This is a genomic window from Streptomyces sp. NPDC002730 (assembly GCF_042888805.1).
Lineage (GTDB): Bacteria > Actinomycetota > Actinomycetes > Streptomycetales > Streptomycetaceae > Streptomyces.
Genome location: NZ_JBIAQG010000017.1, coordinates 210,856 through 230,935, shown reverse-complemented (window position 1 = coordinate 230,935; position 20,080 = coordinate 210,856). Strand labels below are relative to the sequence as shown.

Sequence of the window (20,080 nt, the reverse complement as noted above, 5' to 3'; positions counted from 1 at the left end):
CAGGGGTAGTTGTCGGCGCGGGTGCGAGGTCTTTGACGGCTTCGGCTGCTGCTGTGGTCGGAAGGGGGTTCTGGACTGCTTGCTGGCCCTCAGGGGGTGTTGTGGCGGAGTCCGGGGCTGCTGTTGCAGCCGGAGCTGCTGTGTCGGGTGCGGGCTCGGCTTGAGGTGCGGGCAGGGTGGGGGTGCCGTCCGCGGCTGCGGGGAGCAGTACGGCGACGGGAGTCTTGTGACGGCACAGCACCTGGGGGTGGCCCTCGGCACCGTACTGGATCAGATCCCCGAGCTTTTTGCGGGCGTCCGCGAAGCTGTGGGTGATGGCTTGGGTGAGGTCCCAGCCCAGCTCGGTTGCGTGGGTTGGGGTGGTGAGCAGCGCATGGTGCGGGCCGCGAGTCAGGGGCGTGGGCTGCCCTTCGACGGCAGCGTCGATCATCTGCCGGAGTGTGCTGCGCGCCTCGTGCAGCGTCGCTGGGCCGGTACGCGCCAGGACGCGTCGTGTTTCCGCGTCAGGGGCAGCGGAGGTTGTTCCCGGCTCATCCAACGGGCCCTCAACTGACTCGGGTTGACTGTCCTCACCGTGTCGCCGGCCGGCGTCTTCAGAGGCTGCCTTGGCCGCTGCGGACGGAGTGGGAGGCGTCGGAAAACTCAGGGGCCAGTTGCCCGCCCAGCTCGGAGCCCGGTCGGACGGCTCCGCCGGGGTTGCGGGCGGGGCAGTGTGGGCGGGGTTGTCCGGCACGGCAGCGCCGGAAGACGCCTCACCGGCGGTGTGGGATGAACGCGAGGAGGACACCCGGGGACTCCAAGAGCAGAAGCGGCAAGCGGGTTGCGAGGGGAAGTGCAGTCGGCCGGAAGCGGCCGCCAGCGGATGCGAAGCGACCGCGCCATCAAAAAATGTAACGCTGCCACCTAGTATAGGTGACGGTACATAATATTGGTCGGAGTTATGTAACGCCGAGTTGGAGAGTCGCGGGTGATCGGGACCGGTGTCTCCGGAGGGTGACGGTGGCGGAGGACGGCAGGCCGTCGGCTCGGGAGCCGTCAGGCGCGAGCGGCGACGGGGTGACAGGTTCTGCCATGGCCTTCAGCTGAGCGCGGAGGGCGGAGGGCGGCCTGCTCGGCGGTCTTCGATTGCGGCAGCAGCACTCGCGCTTCAACGCCGCGGGCACCGCGCCGGCCATTGTCCTCCTTCCTTGCCATCGAACACGATCCGGCGGGAGCCAAGTGCGATCATGCAGGTGTGAACCATCTCGGCGACATGCACATGCGTACCTGGACGCTGCGTTGGATGGCCCTCCTCGCAGCCAGCACCCAGGATCAGCTTGTCTGGATCGGCGAGCGTGAGCTTGATACGGAGTCCGTCGTTGAAGAGGTCGAGCTCCTCTGCCGCATCTCCGAAGGGCTCGCGGAGCGCGGAGTCTTCGAACGCCGGAATCAACGCGATCTTCAGGCCGTCGGCTGTCGCCTCGGCGAGATCGATGCCGCCTGTCGCGCCGGCCTCTGGGGCACCACCCTGGCCACGGATCCGGCGTGGGACAACATACGTTCCCTCGCCCGCCGGTTTCTCTTCACGACGCTGGGCGACTGGCGTCAGCCGCTGCCACGCCCCGTGTACCCGCACACGGACAATCACTGAGCACGTCCTGGCCGCCTGGGCGACTCTCACGCGTGTTCCTTGGGCGCTTCAAGTACCTTCCTTGGCCCGCACAAGGCAGGATGGCCTTCGCACAGTAAGGCCGGGGGAGGCTCGTGGTGGGGACGGCGAATCCGCAGCTCGTGTTCGTTCATGGGATCGGCGGACTCCGGAACGCGGAGGCGGAACGACGGCAATGGCTCCGGGCGTTGGCCACCGGCGTGCGGGCCGCCGGACGGGCGGAGTTAGTCTCGGCACTCACCCAAGGCTGGCTGGCGGATGTGCGTTTCGCCGACTACAGCGATCTGTTCAACATCCGAGGGGCCCAGGGAGGCGCGGCGGGCGGTGAGTTGGACCCGTCCGAAGAGCAGGTGCTCTCCGGCTTGTTGGAGGCGATGGTGGATGAGCTCGCCGAGCAGTATCCACCGGATACCGGTACACGCGACGCCAGGGTCATCGAACAGGCCCGGCACCATGTCGAGGCGCTCTCATCCGGCAGCCGTGCGCAGGGCGTGGGCGAGTTCGCACGGCGACTGGTCTGGGTGACCACGACGCTGCTCCAGCTGCCCGGTCTTCGCCAAGGTGCGCAATGGGCAAATGGTCAGGCGTTCGCGCTGCATCTCTCCCAAGTCGCACGCTACTTGAACCGGCACGGTGACAGGGCCGCGCTGGGCTCGGCCATCCGCTCCCGGGTGCTGGAGGGACTGGATCCCGCTCGTCCCCTCGTCGTGGTCTCACACTCCCTGGGCACCGTCGTGGCCTACGAAGCCCTGCACGAGTACGAGGGCTCGGTGGCCCTGTGGGTGACGCTCGGCTCCCCTCTCGCGCTCGGCGGCGTGGTCCTGCAGCGGTTGGTGCCGCGGCCGCCGTCCTGCCCGGAAGAGGTGGGGGCGTGGCACAACTTCTGGGACCGAAACGACGTCGTGGTCGGACGTCCACGGCTGGCGGACTGGATCGCGGCGAGCAGCAGAGGAGTGAAGGCGGAGACAGCGCCCGTGAAGTCCGGTGGGGTGTGGACTCATACGGCTACCAAGTACCTGGAGCACGCGGAGGTGGCCGGGCCGATCGTTAAGGCTCTTCTGCCGTGAGAGGCGTTGCCGCATCAGCGGTATCGCGCCATGTGCTGGTGGTCGGAGCTCAGTGCAGCGGCGCGGAGGAACTGCCGGGCCTGGAAGCCGCGGCGCGCCGCCTGCACCGGGCACTGGTGGACCCGGATCTCGGTGCCTGCCTCGACCGCGGTGAGGGCGAAACAGGTTCCCTACTCGTGGGCACCGCCCTGGGCAAACCGGCTGTCGAAAAGGCCCTCGCCACCGCCGTCGGCCGGGCCAAGGACGACGGCGGTCCCCTGATCCTGGCGTTGCTGGGCCATGGAATGGGTGGCTGCGGTGGCCCGCTGTACTTCGTCACATCGGGCAGCACGCAGGATGGAGCGATCCACCAGCTGGATGTGCCCTCCGCGATCGGCACGGCGACGAACGAGACCGGACCCAGTGGTCTGATAGCCGTCGTCGACACCTGCCAAGCGGCCGCCTCGTTGGTGAATCCACAGTCCGCGACGGCCGGGCTCCAGCAGGGCAGCCTGCGTCTGTCGCTTCTCTTCGCCGCCTCCGCCCACCTGCCGGCCTGGGACATGAACCTGAGTGTCCAGCTCGCCGAGCTGCTGGAGAACGGGATGCCGAATGCCGGCGAGTTCCTGGCCGTCGACGACCAGTTGATCAAGGAACTACGCAGCCGTATCCGCACCCAGGAGCCCGGCGGCTTCATGTTCGACGGCGCCCCTACGTCCGGTGAATCGCTGTGGCTGGCCCACAACGTCCGAGCCGGCGTGCGACGCTCCGCCGACTCTCTCAGTTCCCTGGCATGCGAGAGGTTGCACAAGCTGCTGAATCCGCTGCAAGGCACGCAAGGCATCAACAGCCGGGAACAGCTCGAGGGCTGGCTCGGCGGGCTGGAGCCAGAACGCCTTGGCCACACCGCAGTCCAACGGGTTGTGGAGTTCAAGCGTGATCTGGGTGTCTGCGCTTTAGCCGTCACCGTCCTTGAGGAGACCTTCGGGGACGCTCTGACCGATGACTTGCTCCGCAGGGCAGCGGCGCGTGCCGGGTTCCCGCTGGAGGTGGTGGTCCAACTGCCTTGCCCTTCCCTGCGTGACATGGTGGAGTACGCGGTCCTATGCCAGTCGGCCGTCGCCCCTGCGGGACAGAGCCGGACGCTGGTGCATTTCGTCGCCGCCCTTGCCCACCTGATCAGTCCCCGGGATGTTCTTCCGCGGCAGCTGACCGTCTGGGCGGCCAAATCGGGTGTCGGCACTGCTCTGAACAGCCGGCTGATCGAACTGAGCGGGGCAACACCCCGCCTGGTCCTGGTGGCCGCCGACGACGGCGGTGAGGACGTCGTCCGTGTGGAGGCGTCGCTTCTCTTCGGCTCGGCCGTGGTACACACCGCAGAGTTCCCGTGCGGGTCCGGGCCGGGGCCGGGTGCCCTGGTGTCCGCCCTGGATGACGCCCTGGGCTGGGCGTTGTCCAGGCTGGCGGCCGCGGGCGAGCGGCTGGTCCCGGTTGATGTGTCGGTCCCGACCTTTCTGCTTCTGGATTCCCCTCCGGAGGAATGGCGGGTGGTCCGCGGCAGACGCATGCTGGGCGTCGACTACGACGTCACGACCCGCTGGTCGGGTCTGCTGACACCCCCGCCCGGCGTGCGCCTCGATGACATGCTGCACGCTGGCAGCCAGTTGCTGTCCTCCTTGCAGACCAAGGCCCAATCCGGACCGTCGTGGCTCGACTCCGATGACCTCAGCAGCGTTGAGACGCTGCAGGAGTTACTCAGCCGTCGTCGTATGGGCGGCTGTGTATGGGGAGTGAGCACCCTGCCGGAGAACGACTTCGACCTCATGCTGGAGGAACTCCTCATCCACACCCCGGCCTTGATCTGGCCCCGGCATGGGAGCGTCTACGACACACGGGCGCTGCAGGATGCGGTCGCGGAGCACTGGCAGTCGCTGCCGGAGAAACTCCTCCGCGCCTTCCAGGAGCGGTTAGAGAACAGCCTTGGCGAGGGCAGTCCCGGTCATCTGGCTGACATTCGCACAACATGGCACGACGCGCACTGGCAGGACTTCTGCCAACGACGCGCCGGCCGGGCGGTCGTCGCCCCGCAAGACGTGACGCCGAAGGAGCAAGCATGAACTGGACTCCGTACTACACGGGTACGGGAAGCATTCCTGAGCAGCCTCAGAGGCTTCCTCCCCCGCCTCCGTGGCGCGCGCCGACGGGCACGGCAGGCGCAGCAGACGCAGTGCAGTCACCGTCCCCGGCGAGCACCTACCGGGCGGACCCCGAACTGGTCGACGCGGTCAACGCCGCGCTCCATCTGCGTCGGCCTCTGCTGCTGACCGGGCCGGCCGGCTCCGGGAAGTCCTCCGTCATCGAGCAGATCGCCGCCGAACTCGGGCTCGGGAGTGTGCTGCGCTGGCACATCACCTCCCGCAGCACCCTCGCCGACGCGCTTTACCGCTATGACGCCCTGGGCCGCATCCACGCCTACAACCTCCGCGCCATCGACCGTCCCGCCACGTCCAAGAACGGGCGGGCTGCGCGCCGCGCCACCCGGTCCGCGCGCGACGACATTGGGGACTTCGTCCAACTCGGCCCTCTCGGCACTGCCTTGCTGCCCGGCCCTCTCCCCCGCGCCCTGCTGATCGACGAGATCGACAAGAGCGATCTGGACCTGCCGAGCGACCTCCTCGACGTTCTGGAACGCGGGCGCTTCGAGATTCCCGAACTGGCCCGGCATTCGAGGAGTCACGTCACCGTCCGCACCGCCGATCCCGGTATCCGGCATGACGTCAACAACGGGCTGGTGGAGTGCGCGGAGTTTCCGGTCATTGTCCTCACCAGCAACGGCGAGCGCGACTTCCCCGCCCCCTTTCTGCGGCGCTGTGTGCGCTTCGACATGCCCGCGCTCACGGTCTCGACCCTCACCGGCATCGTCGAGGCCCACCTGGAGAAGGTCGAGGAAGACACCACCCATACCCTGGTGAGCGCTTTCGTGGACCGGCTGAACCGCGGTGAGAACCTCGCCGTCGATCAGTTGCTGAGCGCCGTTCACCTTCTGCGTGGCGACCGCATCCAGGACGACGGGCAGCGGACGCGGTTGCAGGAGCTGCTCTTCCAAGGGCTCGGGCGTGGCTGAGAATCGGGCCGCACAGCTGCTGGCCGCCCTGGCCCGTGCCGGCCTGGACGACATCAACGCCAGCGCGGAGGGGGACATCCGGGAGGCTCTCGACGCTCTTGTTCTCGCCGCCGCCAGATCCGGCGCCAGCCGGATGGGGGACATTCCCGCCGATCCGCCCTCGGCCGCCGAAGAGTCACCCGCAGATGCGCCCCTGCAGCCCGAAGCGGACACCGACGACTCCTGCGCTGGTCCGGCCCCTGAACCCGGTTCGGACGCAGGCGTTCTGGGGGCCGCCTCGGTCTGGCTGAAGGACGACAGCAGCAGCCACTCGATCCCCGGCAGCCCCTTGAGTATCGGCCGCGCCCCGGCCCTGCCGAACGCTCTCGACATCGGCCGTGCCCTGCGCCCGCTGCGCCGCTTTCGGCCGTCACGGGTTCACCAGCGCCTCGACCTGGACGCCACCGTCGACCACTACACGCGAACCGGTGTGCTCGTCCCCCAGCTCGCGCCTGCCGGAGAGCCCTGGCTGGAGGTCGTCCTGGTCGTGGACCGCGGCACCTCCATGACGGTCTGGGACGAGACCTCACTCGCCCTCACCCAGATGCTGTGCACTCTGTCCGCTTTCCGCAGCATCCGCGTGTGGCACCTCGAGCATCCACCGCAGGCCGAACCCGTACTGCGCGACCACCACGGCCGGCCTCTGCCCATGGACCCGTCTGATCCCCGCCACAGCCAGCCCGCCCACCGGCTCCTGCTCGTCGTCTCCGACTGCGCGGCTCCCGCCTGGCGCCGAAGCAAGCTGTGGCAGACGCTCCACACGTGGGGGCGGACGGCCCCCGTGGCCCTGATCAACCCGCTTCCCAAACGCCTGTGGCAACGCTCCGGCCTCGACCTGCCCCGGACCACCGCAACCGCCTCGGTCCCGGCATCCCCCGGACGGCTCCTCGCCTACCGCCGTCCCCGCCTCTTCCGCGACGACGCCCCAGGGACGCAGCCCTGGCAGGCGTTGCCCGTGCTGCAGATGGATGCCCAGCACATCCTCGCCTGGGCACGCGCCGTGATGCGTACCGACCCCAGTGGCTGCGAAGCCGTCCTCGTCCCGGCCTCCGGGCGAGTGCCCCCCAGGAACCGCAGTCGACGACCCAGCGCCGCCCCGCCCGATGCGCTGGCGACCGACGCACACGTCACCGCCGCGGCCCAAGCCTTCACGCACAACCTGCACTCCCCCGCCGTCCGACTGGCGATCGCCGCCTCATCACTCGACGTGTTCACGCTCCCCGTTCTCGACGTCCTCCGTGAGCGCATCGTCCCCGAAGCCGCCCTGGCCGACACCGCAGAGTTCCTCACCGCCGGACTGCTCACGGCAACACGGCACGACAGGGCAGACATCGTGTACCGATTCCACCCGGCTGCGGCGAAGCACCTGCGTGGGCTGCTGAGCCGCGACCAGGCATGGGACACCCACTTCGCCCTCACCGACCATCTCAAAGCTCACCCTCAGGCCCCGCACGGAATCGTCGCTGCGCTTCACTCACCCACAAGCCAGGAAATGCTGCCCACCGGGCTCCGGCCTGTCGCCCAAGCGGCTGCGGCAACGGCGCGTCTCCTGGGCGTCGAGCCCACCGAGCCTTACTCCGGCCTCGCGGCTCGGTCCGGCGATGACGAGAAGGGCGACGCCCAGCAGACCCCCGCCCCAGCGGTGCCGGACGATCCCCCCGAGCCTGCACCCGATGTGGAAGTCGCCCCGCACGGCCCCCAGTTCGACGGGGCGGTCATGTTGCATGCCCACCAGCGCAACATGCTTGACCGTCTGAACGCCAAGCGCGAACTCCACGACCAGCACCGTAATCTCCTCGTCGCTCCCCCCGGCACCGGCAAGACCGTCATGGCCGCCTTCGACTACCAGCACCTGTGCGAGCAGCACCAGCAAGACCTGCGTCTGCTCTTCGTCGCGGGCTCGGTAGAAGCAGTGCACCAGGCGCGCCAGACCTACCAAGACGTCCTCACAACCCCACAGTTCGGAGAGACCCTGCACGGCGCGGGGACCCTCAAGCGTGGGCATCACGTCTTCGCCACGTGGCCGTCCCTCGAACGAGTCATGGACAAGCTGCCACCTGATCACTTCGATGTGATCGTCATCGACGAGTCCCACGGAGCAGGAACGCGGACGTTCGCCAACATCCTGGGGCGCTTCGCGCCGAGGGAGTTGCTCGTCCTCTCGGCGGCTCCCGAGCGGACGAACGGCCCCGGCATCCATGAGGAATTCTTCGAAGGTCGTATCGCTGCGGAGATGCGTCTTCCGGACGCCCTGGCAAGTGGTCTGCTGTCTCCCCTCCACTACTTTGGCTTTGCGGACGGCACCGACCTTCAAAGGCTGGACTGGAAGCAGGGATGGTACGACCGGGCTTCGCTGAACGCCCTGCTGATTGCTGACGACGCGCGGGCAGGGCTGGTCATCCGCGCTGTCCGGGACACAGTTCCCGACGTGAGGGCCATGCGCGCCGTGGGCTTTTGTGAGTCCGTGGCACACGCCGAATTCATGACTCGGTGCTTCCGTGACGCCGGCTTCCCTGCCGCTACTCTCACTGCGAGGGATCGCCTGGCAACACGTCAGGAGACGCTTTCGTCTCTCAGAAGAGGCGGCTTGCAGGCCATCTTCTGTGTGGACGTGCTCAGCGAAGGCGTCCACATTCCCGAGGTGGACACACTGCTCCTGCTGCACCCGACGCGGAGCACCATTCGGTTCGTGCGGCAACTGAGTGCCGGCCTTCCACGCTTTCCGGGCAAGCCCGTACTCACCGTGCTCGACTTCATCGGGCGCCACCGTAAGGAGGTCCGCCTCGACTACCAGTTCCGGGCCATGACGGATCTGACGGGCAGGCAGCTGCTCGACCATCTTGAGCACGGCTTCCCGCGGCTCGGCTCCGATTCCATGATCACCCTTGATGAGACGGCCAAGATTCTCGTCATCGACAGCCTCAGGGAGCAGATGCGGAGCAGCGTCACCGACGCGGCAGATGGCAGCCGCCGGGTGGGTGAGGAACAGCCGGTCCCGGATCTGCCGACGGACACCGAGACGGCATCCGACCCCCCGGCCACGAACCGATCACGGGCTTTCGATCAGTCCCCGCGTGTCGTCATAGTGAGAGGGGCGAACGGCACGGACACACACACCGCCGGCATCATGCTGACCCCCCGTCTCGTGCTGACGTGCGCCCACATGGCGAATGCCGCGGGGTTGCGAATCGCACGCACGGACGGCACGGAGATCACCTGCCGAACCGTGTGGAAGGGGACGGGGGCCCTGGACGCCGCCCTGGTAGTCACGGACGAAGACATCCTCGATAGCGAGGATTGGGAACGTCTCCTGCCATCCAGGCTGAAGTGGGGGCGTATGCCCAGGGGGGTTATGTCACCCGTGCGCATCACCAGCTTCGGGCGGTCCGGCAAACGGACTGAGCTACGTGGGCAGGCACAGCCCCCCGCAGTGATGCTCACCATCGAAGTCACAGAGCCCGTCACAGCAGGGGTGTTGGCTGTAACGTCCGGTGCACTGGTCTCCTGCGACGACTTCTTCGTGGGAATGGTCGTCCTGCGGCATCTACAACGCCCGCAGCTCATGGCAGTGAACGCGGGTTTCCTCCTCCAGGACGAGGGATTTCGCCGGACACTGGCGGCATTCATGACCACGCCGTATGAGCTGGAGGACATAGGAAGCGAGCCGCCTGCCGATTCCTCAATGAGGCCCTCTACCGTATGCCTTGCCGTTGAAGCGCACATTGTCAGTGGCCGCAGGAGTACCCATGCTCCCCGCACAGGACTCGAGTTGGCGCACGCCATCAGGGATTCTCTGACCACGCTCATGCGCCGCGCAGGTATTGACGGGGTAGTCGCCGAGGAAGCGGCGGCTGATACGAGAGCAGACCTGCTGGTGACACTGGACGGCCCGACGGCCGTGCAGGACATGGGCCGAGTGCTCGCCGAACTGCAGACCGCTGTCGCCGGCCATCATGATGTGACGCTCGGGGTCGGGGCCTCTGTGGGTGAGGTGACGGACACTCACCTTGGTCTTACCGGTGGAGCCGTGTCGGAGGCGGTTCGGCTTGCGAGCAACACATATTTGAGGGAGCAGTTGCACCAGGCGGCGCGCTTCACCGACTCACCCGTGCACTTCGCCATGTCCAACGCCCTGCGTGCCCTGACGGCGGGAAGGCTGGACCCGGCCGTGGAGGGCCGGTTTGTGCCGCTCGAACCGACTTCCCAACCGGATCCCGAAGCCGGCTGGCTGTACGAGGGTTCCACTGAGCAGCTGGGTGGAGCGCTCGCCGCTGTTTCGACACCGAAGAGTATGCCCAACACGGTCAGTTACCACCGGAGCCAGCTGGACAAGAAGAATAAGGGCCGCGACGATGCGGAGAAGAAGGCAGGCGAATTCCGAAGAAAGGAAGCCAACCGACGAGCATTGGCCTCAAGAGAGCGGGCGTCCGCGGACAGGACGAACAACGCCAACACCCGGTCGAACAGACTGCGCAGCGCGCAGCGGCACGAGGACGAAGCGAACAAGGCCAGCCGCGAGGCGGGCACTTGGAGCGCGAAGGTGGCCCGGTACGCCAAGGAGGCGGCGGACCTGGCGGCCAAGCTCACCAAGGCGGAACAGGCCGCACGGCGCACTGCTGCCAGTGAGGCCGCGATCGAGAACCGTCTGCCGACGGCCAAGGGAAACGTACGCACCGTGCTCACGGAGGTTCGGGCCCCAAAACCGGAGAAACTGCGAGTACTGCTGCTGAGCGCCGCCTCTGACGACGACCTGCGAGTCGAGCGGGAGCAGCAGAGGATCCATGCGGCCGTGAAAAGTGCCACGCACCGCGACCTGATCGAGCTCGAAGCCCACACGGCTGCAACCACCGACGTGTTCCTGGACGCACTGAGCCGGTTCCGCCCGCACGTCGTGCACTTCACCGGCCACCACACACAGGACCCGACCGCCTACGAGCAGGACGAGGACGGCTTCCACGACCAAGCCGTCCTCAGCGCCGACGCCTTCGCACGGACCGTCGCGACCGTCGACGACAAGCCGCTGATCGTGCTGCTCAACACCTCCTACTCCGCAGCCCAGATCACCCGCCTCGTCGACACAGTCCCGTTCGTCATCGGCATGTCCGACTCCATCGGTGACGGCGACGCCATCACCTACACCGCCCGGTTCTACGCCGCCATCGCTGATGGCCAGTCCGTCCAGGCCGCTCACCTCCTCAGCCGGGCCGCCGTCGAATTGACCGGCCTGCCCGACCACGACCTGCCAGTCCTGAGCTATGCAGCAGACGCCGACTCCCGCGCTACGAAGCTTGTGACGCCACCTCCGGTGTAATGCTGCCGGGACGAAACGAGTCACGCGAGGCGCCACGCGTTGGGCTCACCGCGGCGGAAGGGAGGCGAGATGAGACCGGACGCGTCGGCTGAGCTGAGCTGCGCAACGGGTGTCGCGCACGAGCGCGGCCAGGTTGTGCCACACGATCTGGCGGATGTTCTCGGGTGTCGTCCGGTGGTGGCGTGCGAGTGCCTGCTCCACGAGTGTGACGTTGCCGGGCAGCGGTTGGTCGGAGCTGCGGTCGCCGAAAGGGTGGTCGGTCTCGGTCAGGACGCGGTCGAGGGGGATGGCTTCCAGCAGTGCGGTTTTGCGTACGGCGGAGGCGTTGAGGGAGAAGTAGCAGCCGAGGCTGACGGCACGGGCAGTCTGAGCCAGGTCGCCGAGCCACCAGTGGAGGACCATGCCGGGTGCCGGGGTCCGTTCCAGCTCGTGGAGGACCTGCTCGCAGGCGGCGTAGCTGTGGATGCTGGCGATGCGCGGGGTGCGGGCGAGGATGTCGAGGACGCGGCGGAGTGTGGCCTGTTGGCGGTCCATCGGGACGCGGCTCTTGCCGTCGAGCCCGATCTCGCTGACCAGTGGGGTGCGGTCGATCAGCTGGGTGAAGGTGTCGGGGTCGAAGCCGGTGTGGCTGCGGGCGAGTCCGGGGTGGATGCCGACTCCCCAGATGATCCGCTCGTCGTGCCGCTGGATGGCTTGGGCGGCCTCGGTCAGGGAGCGGGTGGCGGCGAAGACGACTGCGCTCAGGCCGGCGAGGTCGTCGGCCGGAACGCTGGTGTCGATGTGCGCGTGCAGGTCCAGCGGCGGCAGTGCGCTCGTCCTCATGGGTACAGCAGCTCCAGTTCCGCGACGCCCCGCCTGCACAGCTCGTAGGCCTGGCGGGTGGGGTAGTCGGGGGGCAGGTTCAGGGTGGTGATGTCGGCTGGGCGCAGGCCGCGGGCGAGGAAGGTGCGCAGTGATGGTTCGACCGACTTGCTGTGCAGGTATGTGTTGAGGTTCTCGTCGTGGCGGGTGTGGAGGTAGTCGGTCGAGTCGTCGAGCTGTGCCGCGCGGAAGGAGGCCCGGCGCAGCAGGCAGCCGAAGCACACTCCGCAGTGGGTCCGCACGGGGATGTGGTGGCTGCGGTGTCCGGTGTGGGCGCAGGAGTGGGTGCGGCTGAGCAGCCGGGCGGCTGGGGCGGTGCCGACCAGTTCGGCGGCCTGGGTGAACATCTCGCCTTTGGTGTGGGTGGCGAAGGGGTTGTGGATGACGGCGTGGGCTCCGGCATCGCTGGCGATGGCGGCCAGGGTCTGCAGGAAGAAGGGGTGGGTGGTGCGGGTGGACAGGGCGCCGCGCTGGTCGGCGGTGAGCGGCACGTTGAGGGATGCGAAGCCGTTCTCCGGGATCCACAGCGGTACCTTCTCCACCGCTGCGGCGGCCAGGCCCAGGGCGAGGAAGAGCAGGGAGCGGGTGCGGGTGGAGTACTCGTTGGGCAGTTTCGCGCCGGTGGGCTGACGGTTTTTGCGGGAGAACCGCAGGGCCTGATGGAGCTGTGGGGGTCCGTCGATGAGGTGGGCGATGTCGGCGGCGATGTTCCGCTGGATCGGCGCGAGGGTGGTGGCGCCGACGTGGGAGAGCAGCAGATGCTGGCCCGGGCCGAGGTCGTGGCGGGAGAGCAGGGCTCCGATCGCCGAGTCGGCGCCGCCGCTGAGCAGGACCACGCGCCGCACCCCGGGATGTGGTGTGTCGCGGACCGTTTCTTGCGGGGTGTCGGCGCGGCGGAAGCGGATCGACCACCGGTCGCCGGACAGGAATCCCAGGAGGGTTTCGAGCCGTTCGCGGAGCACATCCCAGCGGGTCGGAGCGTAGACGGGTACGTCCAGTTCAAAGGTGCGTTGTGTCCAGTTCGAGCGGGCGGCGCGGCGGGGTGTGGTGCGGTCGGCGGCATAGACCAGGGCGGCCAGGCGGACCAGTTCGATGTTGGGCTCGGGGACGGGGCCCAGTGCTCCCAGGCATGGTCCGAGGGTGGAGACGAAGGAGCCGCCCGGGCCGGGGGGCCACCAGAACGGGGTGAGGTCGGCGGGCTCAGGCTGTGAGGGGTCCGCGGCGTCCAGGCACAGGGTGTAGGCGGGCATCAGGGCTCCATCCAGATGGACCGCATCGCGTCGATGCCCTCTTCGACGGCTCGGGTGATCTCGGCGGTGCTGGGGCCGGTGATCGTGAGGGAGGCCCGGCCGGCCAGGGCGCGCGCGGTCTCGCGCAGTTGGCGTTCGCCGTCGGCGGTGGCCCAGGCGGGACGGGAGCCGTCGTTCATCTTCGCTGCGGTCTCGCTGATGACCGCCTCGAAGATGATCAGAGCCAGGGTTTCCCGGACGACTTCTTCGGAGCTGGGGGGTGTGCTGTCGGTGCCGGCTTCCAGGACCCATTGGGCCACCTCGCTGGCGACGAAGCGGCGTTCCTGGTCCTCGATGGTGCCGTCGGACAGCGGCCCGCAGGCGGCCTCCACGATCCGGCGGGTCCAGTCGATCGGGTCGCCGGCTGCGGCCTGCAGTTCTGCGTAGTTGAGGCCGAGTTCCTGCAGCGCCTGCACGTTGCCGGTGCGGTAGGCGTAGGCCGCAGCCGCGGCGCGGCCCGCCGTGCGGGAGGACTGGGCGATGGTGCGCTGTGCTCCTCCCCCGGTGCGGCCTCCTCCGACGCCCCCGGCGCCGCCTGCTCCGCCGCCGGGGCCGTCTGCGCGCCCGCCGGAGGGCCTGAACAGGCCGAGGGCAGGCACCAGTTGATCCGGGTTGAGGTTGTGCGGGGGTGCACCGGGGCCGGAGCCGGCCAGGGCGTCGAGCCACTGTGTGATGTTGTGCTGCAGTTGTTTGCTGGCCGGTGTGCCGTTTCCGGTGTAGGAGCCTTTGGTGCCCATCAGGGACGGCTTTCTGTGTCCAGGGCCATCTCTAGGGTGCGCTTGATCCGGTCCGGGTCGGCCGGGGCATGACTCTTCCAGTGTTCCAGCACACTGCGGAAGGCGGCGTCGGACGGGAGGGCCAGGATGGTGGCCGGTTCCAGTTCACCGGCCGGGATGGACTGCAGGAGCAGGGCGGCCCGGTCGGTGGTGGCCGGGTAGGCGGTGGCGATGCGGACCAGGCCGCGTACGGCTGCGGTCTGTTCGGTTGGGCGGTCCCGGCCTGCCCGGCCGAGGTACTCGACCAGGCTCAGGGCGTCGTCCTCACCGAGCGCGGTGATGTCGGCGTCGGTCACCCGGCGTTGGTCAAAGCGCACCGTGGACAGCAGGTTGGCCGCGATGTCCCGCAGCCTGCCCGGCAGCCCGGCGTCGAGGAGTTGCTCGCCGGAGAACGCTGCCGCCAGGTAGAGGTAGGGGGCCAGGTCCACGGTGTCGAGGCCCGGGGGAAGTTTGGCCCATCGGATCAGTTCGTCCTCGAAGGCCACCGGCTCGGTCTCGTCCGCATCCGGCGCCGGGTTCTGCTCTTCCTCCGAGGATTCGGCGTCATCGGGTGTGGAGGGCTCCGGCGCGGGCCGGCCGGCAGCTGCTTCCAGCTTGGTCATACGTGAACGCAGTTCGCCGCGGGCCAGCCAGCCCAGGACGGTGGTGAAGGCGTCGGGCAGAAGCTTCTCCAGCACCATGAGCTTGGCCACGATGTCCGGTTCGAGCACGATGCCGCGATGGCCGGCGACGGACTGACGTACCCGTAGGTCGTTGAGGAAGCGCTTGATGCGGCGGGGGCTGCCTTGGAGCTTCTCGTAGAGGATGGGCGTCATCCGTGAGGCAAAGGCCAGTTCGGCGGAGATGTCATTGCCGTCCACGGCTGCGGCCAGGTCGTCCAGCAGACCCTTCTCCCGCCGAAGGAGTACACAGGCGTCGATGTAGGGGGTGAGCCCCTCGACAGGCAGGCGCTGGGACAGCTGCAGCAGGACGAGGAACGCCTCGGTGTCGAAGCGGCTCAGGGTGGGCAGCGGCACTGTGGTCTGCACGATCTTGTGCAGGTAGAGGCCGGCGGGTTCCTCGAAGTACCGCTCGCCTGCACCTTGCTGCCCGTTGCCGGGATCGGGGAAGCGGACCCGCAGAGCATCGGCCACCCGGTGCTCGTCGGCGGCAACGACGAACGCCATCTTCGGCACCGCCAGAAACAGCCGGATGGTCTCCAGTGTGTCCACGACCGTTTCGGGCAGGCAGCGGTCGAGGTCGTCGACGAGCACGACCACCCGCCTGAGGTGGCTGAGCTCCGCAGACTCCATCAGTGTGCGGAATTCGGTGCGGAATTCCTCGAGTCCGCGTGAAGGAGGGTCTGTTGCGTCGGCGTCCTGGTTGTCCGGCTCGGTGTTGATCAGGCTGGTGAGATCGTCGACGGACGGCAGTTGCAGGGTCAGTGACGTCTTCGCCGCCAGTTGGAGCGCCTTGGCCCAGTCGACCCGCTTCCTCAGCTTGGTCAGTAGTACCCTGGTGCGGCTCGGGGGCTGGTCCGGTTCTTCTCTGCTGGCGAGTTCGGCGGCGACGGCGGTGAGCACCTCGCCGATCAGCGTTTCCTTGGCGCCGACCCCAGGGTCGTAGCGCCACGGATCCGTACTGATCACGAGAACGGTCGTGTCTGTCTCGGGGGGCTGCGGGGCAAGCGCATCCTCGATCAGGCGGAGCACCGTGGTCTTGCCGCTCCCCCAGGCACCCGATACCCCCACGGTCACCGGATCAAGGGCGTCGTCGAGCACAGCCTGGACCACGGTCTTGGCCACCGCGTCGAAGGACAGCAGATCCAGGCGTGTCGGCTCGTCCGACCACAGCCGTGAAGACACACCGCTCATGCCATCCCCCAGCCTGCGACCTCTTCGTCGCAGTCAGTCCTCTTGCCAAATCACCACGCACCCGACTGATCTCAAATGTGCAGCGAACGCACACGATAACTCTCGAATCCCCCTCAACAACAGCAACAGACGCATTCGTTGCCGACATCTGCCGGGACACCAAGAACGTCGCCCCGCTCCGCAGGCGCATCCCAGCGCCCTGATGAACCGCCGGCCCCCCGGGGTTGGGTGGACCCACCCGTGCTAGTCAGCCGTCCCTGGCGTGGAGACGGCACGCACCACCACGCGCCCTCCTCGCGGCGGTGTGCCTTGGTCCCTGGAGAACCTCACGGACCGCCGCTGAGGCGACCGGCAGCCCCCGCCCGCGCTCCGGAGAACAGCACCAGCGTCTCAAGGTGGCCGGCGCGCAATACCTGCACACACGCACCGGCCGGTCAGATCGTGTCGCCCTCCGCGGCCTGCCAGCCGAACGGATCCGTGTGCTCGATGTCGTCCGTCCAGTAGCCGTACCGGTCGCCGAGTACCGACAGCAGTGCCTGAGGGTCGAGCGCGCCGGGGCGGATGGCGAGGCCTAGGCCGCGCGCGGTGCTCACCGCTGCCACGGACAGGTGTGAGCGCAGAGCTTGTTCGGTGAATGCCTGGGCAGGAACAGGCGGGTCGTCGGGGTGCTCGGGGGCCTGCATGGCGGCGAGGATGCGGGCTCGGTGTTCCGGGGAATCCCCCGGGGAGGGGCGCAGGCCCTGCTGCTGGGCGCGATGGTTTCCGGCGGCGTTAGCGATGGCGGTCAGCAGGTGCCAGTCGCGCCACCCTTCCTGCCTCAACTGCGTGGCTGTACGCCGGAAGCCGGGGTCCGCGGCCAGGCGGGGAAGGGTGTAGCGCACGATGGGGAGCAGGTTGGCATAGCGGTTGCGGACGGTGTCGAGGGCTGTCTCGTGCTCGTAGCCGGGCCCAGGCCCGGTCCGGGCTGGCAGGGCAGCCGGTTTCGCCTGGCCGCGCGGCGTGCCTGCTCCGACGGCCGGGTCGGCGAGCGCAGCCATCGTCTGGTAGTCGTCGACTCTCAGGAAGTCGGCCAGTTCGTCGTAGGGGCGGCCGACGAAGAGCTTGTGCCAGAAGCCGCCGGCGAGCGCCTGCTCGACGAGGTGCATGAATGCCTCGTCGGAGAGCAGCGACTGGGAGAGCACCACCTTGACCAGGGCGGTGAGCAGACGGGACGGTTCTGTTTCCAGGTCCGCGGGGGCGGTTGTGGGCAGGCGCAGCCTCCACCGGTTGGTGTCACGGTCGGCGCTCTGGTCGCAGACGGCGGGCTGGTCGTGGGGCAGGGTGGCGTCTGCGCGGATCTCGACGCTCAGGCTGCCGGGCAGGAACAGCGGGTCCCCTACGGCGAGTTCGCCGAGGAACACCTGGAGTGCTGCGGTGTAGCGTTCCGCGGCCAGCACCGACAGCCGTTCGTTCGGGCAGATGATCTCCCAGTCGACGCCGAGCGCGTTCCAGACATAGCGGCGTGTGCGGCCTGCGTCGCTAAAGGGCCGTCCCACGCCGTGGGTGTCGGCCTCCTCGGCGTACGCCTCTTCGGTTGCTGTGGGGTCGTCGGCGGTCGGGGCGAGCAGGTCGTCGATGACGGTGTCGATACCCACCGAGGCGGTAATCTCGCGGAGCAGGGGGACGAAGCCGGGCCGCACTGCGCCAGCTATGCGCAGGGTGAGCGCCTGGTCGGCCATCATCTCCCAGACGTACGGGTAGCGTTCGTTGTTGTACGGCTCGTCGCAGTAGGCGTTCTGTGCCATGAGGCCGATGCAGAACAGGCGGGTGGCGGAGATCCAGTTCCCGGCCTGGCGGTCGTACTGGGCGGCGAGGATGATGCCGCGAGGGATGAATCGGCTGAGCTCCGGGGCGGGTGCGGACTTTGCGGCGGTGGCGGCTGCGAGCGCGTACTGCTTGGCGGCGATGGGCAGGCCGAGTTCGCTGTAGAGGCGCGCGCACAGCAGCAGCATGATCAGGCCGCCCTCGAGGGTGTCGCCGCGCAGCCAGTTGGCCTTGGCTTCGTGAATCTCCTGAAGTGCGTGCGGAATGCGACCGCTCTTGATCAGGGCGTGGCCCCGGGACTGGGCGCGTTCGCCTCGTGCGGTCTGGCCGGTGACCCGGTCGGTTGCCTGATCGATCAGGTCACGGACCTCCCGGTACAGCGGGTGGTCCACCAGCACGGGGGTGAGGTAGTCGAAGAGGTCGGCAGTGTGCTCGATGGGGAACAGTGGCGCATTGTCCAGGTGGCGGCCCAGCCGCAGCAGGATACGCATGCCGGTGTCGAGGTCCGTGAGCGGCGGCCCCGTCTGCAGGGCAGGTATCGGTTCACCGGCTTCCACCGCTTCGACGACGGATGCGGTGACCTCCGCGACGGTCGGCAGGTCCTCGGGCACGGATTCGAGGTCGGCGGTCATGTCGGTGTGCAGGGCCAGGCGGGCCCGCATGGCCAGCAGATGAGCCATGGCGTTGGCGGGCGGGTCCGCGTCCAGCAGGCGGTCGATCTTGTCGGCCAGCAGGCGCTGCCAGCCGCACAGGTCGTCTGCATTCAGGGCGGTGAGATTGCGGATCAGTGCCCCGAATCCGTATCCGAGGAGCACGACGGCGTCCTCGAGGATTCCCGGGTCGGTGAGGGTGTCGTCGGCGGTGACCGTGTCGAAGAAGTCGCGGGCCAGTTGGTCCGCCGGGCGCATGTCGCCGAGGCCGCGCAGGGTGGCCACGACGATCTCGTAGCGGGCCAGCAGAGCGGTGTGCTCCCCCGCCGCGGCGATCAGCAGAGCTCGTGCGTGGCTGATCCATTCCGGTAGATCGGCCCGGGCCTCGTCGTGGAAGGTGGCGTGGCGCAGCGGGCCGCGTAGGTCCACCAGGTCGCCCAGGGTGTGGGGCGGCTCGTCGTTTGCCTGCCATCGCCGACGGGCTTCGGTATACCAGTCGGGCAGGTGGCCGGCTCCGTCCGGGCGCGGTGGTGCGAGATCGGAGGGCAGGTGGAGGTACTGGACGGCGAGGTAGAACAGGTCGTAGTCAGCGAGGTGGAGAGCGAGGGCGGCCGCGTCCCAGATCTCCAGTTCAACCTGGTGTGTCCGGGCGGCTTCTTCGATCAGGTCGTGCCGCTTCCTGGTGGGCACGGCGGTCACCGTGAAGTAGATGACGCGGTCAACGGCGGTGCCCTGCCCGCAGATCGATGCCAGGTCCTTTCGGATCTTGCCCGGGATGTCGGTGCTCTGGATGGTGCAGGCCATCACCACCCGCTGGGTGGAGGCCAGGGACGCGAACAGAGACGTCTCGGGCAGCTCCCGGGGAATGTTGCTCCAGTGGCTTTCGGCATCCCGGCCCTGGTCCCCGCCACTACTGACAGGGCCGGTCGCCGGCAGCAGATTGCTGGTGATCCTCCGGCGGGCCAGGCCCAGGCACAGGGCCTCGAACTCGTGGTGGCTGTTGCTCTCGCCGAGGGTGCTCAAGGCGAAGCGGATACGCTTCTCGAGCTGGACGGCATCGTCACTCACGTCGTTCCCCCTGGTCTCACTGCCGCAGTTACGCACGACCAGTGTCCAGTACCCCACTGACATCCCAGGGACCGTGCACGTCGTCTGCGGTGCTGAGCGGACCCCGCGTGGGCTGAGCCTCAGAGCCTCAGCAACGCGCGGTGCGCGAGGATGGGGCCATGGCCGACGACCCCGCTGCTCCTGATGTGCGCCCGGTACAGATCCCCGCGCGGATTCACGCGGTGGGGCCGGGCTGGCGGGGGCTGCTGGAGCGTCTGCATGAACAGATCTGTGCGGCCTTTCCCGGCTACTGCCTCCTCAATCTCAAAGAGAAACTCGGCGGCCTGCGCGTCTACGTGGAAGGGCCGCCGGGCAGCGGCGAAGCCCTGAGGAGCCTGATCGCCACTGCCGAGGAGGAGGCGGAGTGCACCTGTGAGTTCTGCGGCGCACCCGGCCGTATCCGCACTCGCGACGACTGGCCGGGAGGGTGGCGCAAGAGCGTGTGCGGCGCCTGCCACAGCGACTGGTCGGCACGTCGGATCATGATCGTTTGCGGTGTGGTGCGCGGCCGCGAGTGAGGTCACCAGCCCGACGGCGCCCCGTGGGTGAGTGGGCGCAGGAAGAACCTGTGGG

At 68.3% G+C, this 20,080-nt stretch carries 11 protein-coding genes; 5 read left to right on the top strand and 6 right to left on the bottom strand.

Annotated features, from left to right (window positions below; all coding sequences use genetic code 11):
* Positions 1 to 1,147: 1,147 nt before the first annotated feature.
* Positions 1,148 to 1,627, bottom strand: a complete 480-nt coding sequence (locus tag ACFYXH_RS36550; RefSeq protein ID WP_389572472.1) for a hypothetical protein — start codon at positions 1,625 to 1,627, stop codon at positions 1,148 to 1,150.
* Positions 1,628 to 1,746: 119 nt separating this feature from the next.
* Between ACFYXH_RS36550 and ACFYXH_RS36545 the strand changes: the two genes are divergently transcribed.
* Genes ACFYXH_RS36545 through ACFYXH_RS36530 form a run of 4 tightly spaced genes read left to right on the top strand, consistent with a single transcriptional unit; the run spans position 1,747 to position 11,168 of the window.
* Positions 1,747 to 2,715, top strand: coding sequence for a hypothetical protein (locus ACFYXH_RS36545; RefSeq protein ID WP_389572469.1), 969 nt, complete (start codon positions 1,747 to 1,749; stop codon positions 2,713 to 2,715).
* Positions 2,712 to 4,811, top strand: coding sequence for a hypothetical protein (locus tag ACFYXH_RS36540; protein ID WP_389572466.1), 2,100 nt, complete (start codon positions 2,712 to 2,714; stop codon positions 4,809 to 4,811). Before ACFYXH_RS36545 ends, ACFYXH_RS36540 begins: the two co-directional genes overlap by 4 nt.
* Positions 4,808 to 5,818, top strand: coding sequence for an AAA family ATPase (locus tag ACFYXH_RS36535; RefSeq protein ID WP_389572463.1), 1,011 nt, complete (start codon positions 4,808 to 4,810; stop codon positions 5,816 to 5,818). The genes ACFYXH_RS36540 and ACFYXH_RS36535 overlap by 4 nt, the downstream gene beginning before the upstream one ends.
* Entirely contained in the window at positions 5,811 to 11,168 is a 5,358-nt protein-coding gene (locus ACFYXH_RS36530) for an SAV_2336 N-terminal domain-related protein (protein WP_389572460.1), read from the top strand. The genes ACFYXH_RS36535 and ACFYXH_RS36530 overlap by 8 nt, the downstream gene beginning before the upstream one ends.
* 45 nt (positions 11,169 to 11,213) lie before the next feature.
* Here the strand turns inward: ACFYXH_RS36530 and ACFYXH_RS36525 are convergent, their stop codons facing one another.
* The 5 genes from ACFYXH_RS36525 to ACFYXH_RS36505 all read right to left on the bottom strand — a co-directional run bounded on the left by ACFYXH_RS36525 (position 11,214) and on the right by ACFYXH_RS36505 (position 19,468).
* Complete coding sequence (locus ACFYXH_RS36525; protein ID WP_389572457.1) at positions 11,214 to 11,990, bottom strand: TatD family hydrolase; 777 nt, start codon at positions 11,988 to 11,990, stop codon at positions 11,214 to 11,216.
* Positions 11,987 to 13,279, bottom strand: a complete 1,293-nt coding sequence (locus ACFYXH_RS36520; protein WP_389572454.1) for a hypothetical protein — start codon at positions 13,277 to 13,279, stop codon at positions 11,987 to 11,989. The genes ACFYXH_RS36525 and ACFYXH_RS36520 overlap by 4 nt, the downstream gene beginning before the upstream one ends.
* Entirely contained in the window at positions 13,279 to 14,055 is a 777-nt protein-coding gene (locus ACFYXH_RS36515) for a hypothetical protein (protein WP_389572451.1), read from the bottom strand. The genes ACFYXH_RS36520 and ACFYXH_RS36515 overlap by 1 nt, the downstream gene beginning before the upstream one ends.
* Positions 14,055 to 15,947, bottom strand: a complete 1,893-nt coding sequence (locus ACFYXH_RS36510) for a P-loop NTPase fold protein (protein ID WP_389572448.1) — start codon at positions 15,945 to 15,947, stop codon at positions 14,055 to 14,057. The genes ACFYXH_RS36515 and ACFYXH_RS36510 overlap by 1 nt, the downstream gene beginning before the upstream one ends.
* A gap of 434 nt (positions 15,948 to 16,381) precedes the next feature.
* A complete protein-coding gene (locus ACFYXH_RS36505; protein ID WP_389572445.1) occupies positions 16,382 to 19,468 on the bottom strand; it encodes a hypothetical protein in 3,087 nt (1,028 codons plus the stop codon).
* Positions 19,469 to 19,626: 158 nt separating this feature from the next.
* On the opposite strand from ACFYXH_RS36505, the gene ACFYXH_RS36500 reads away from it, so the two are divergent.
* A complete protein-coding gene (locus ACFYXH_RS36500) occupies positions 19,627 to 20,025 on the top strand; it encodes a hypothetical protein (protein ID WP_389572442.1) in 399 nt (132 codons plus the stop codon).
* Positions 20,026 to 20,080 lie beyond the last annotated feature (55 nt).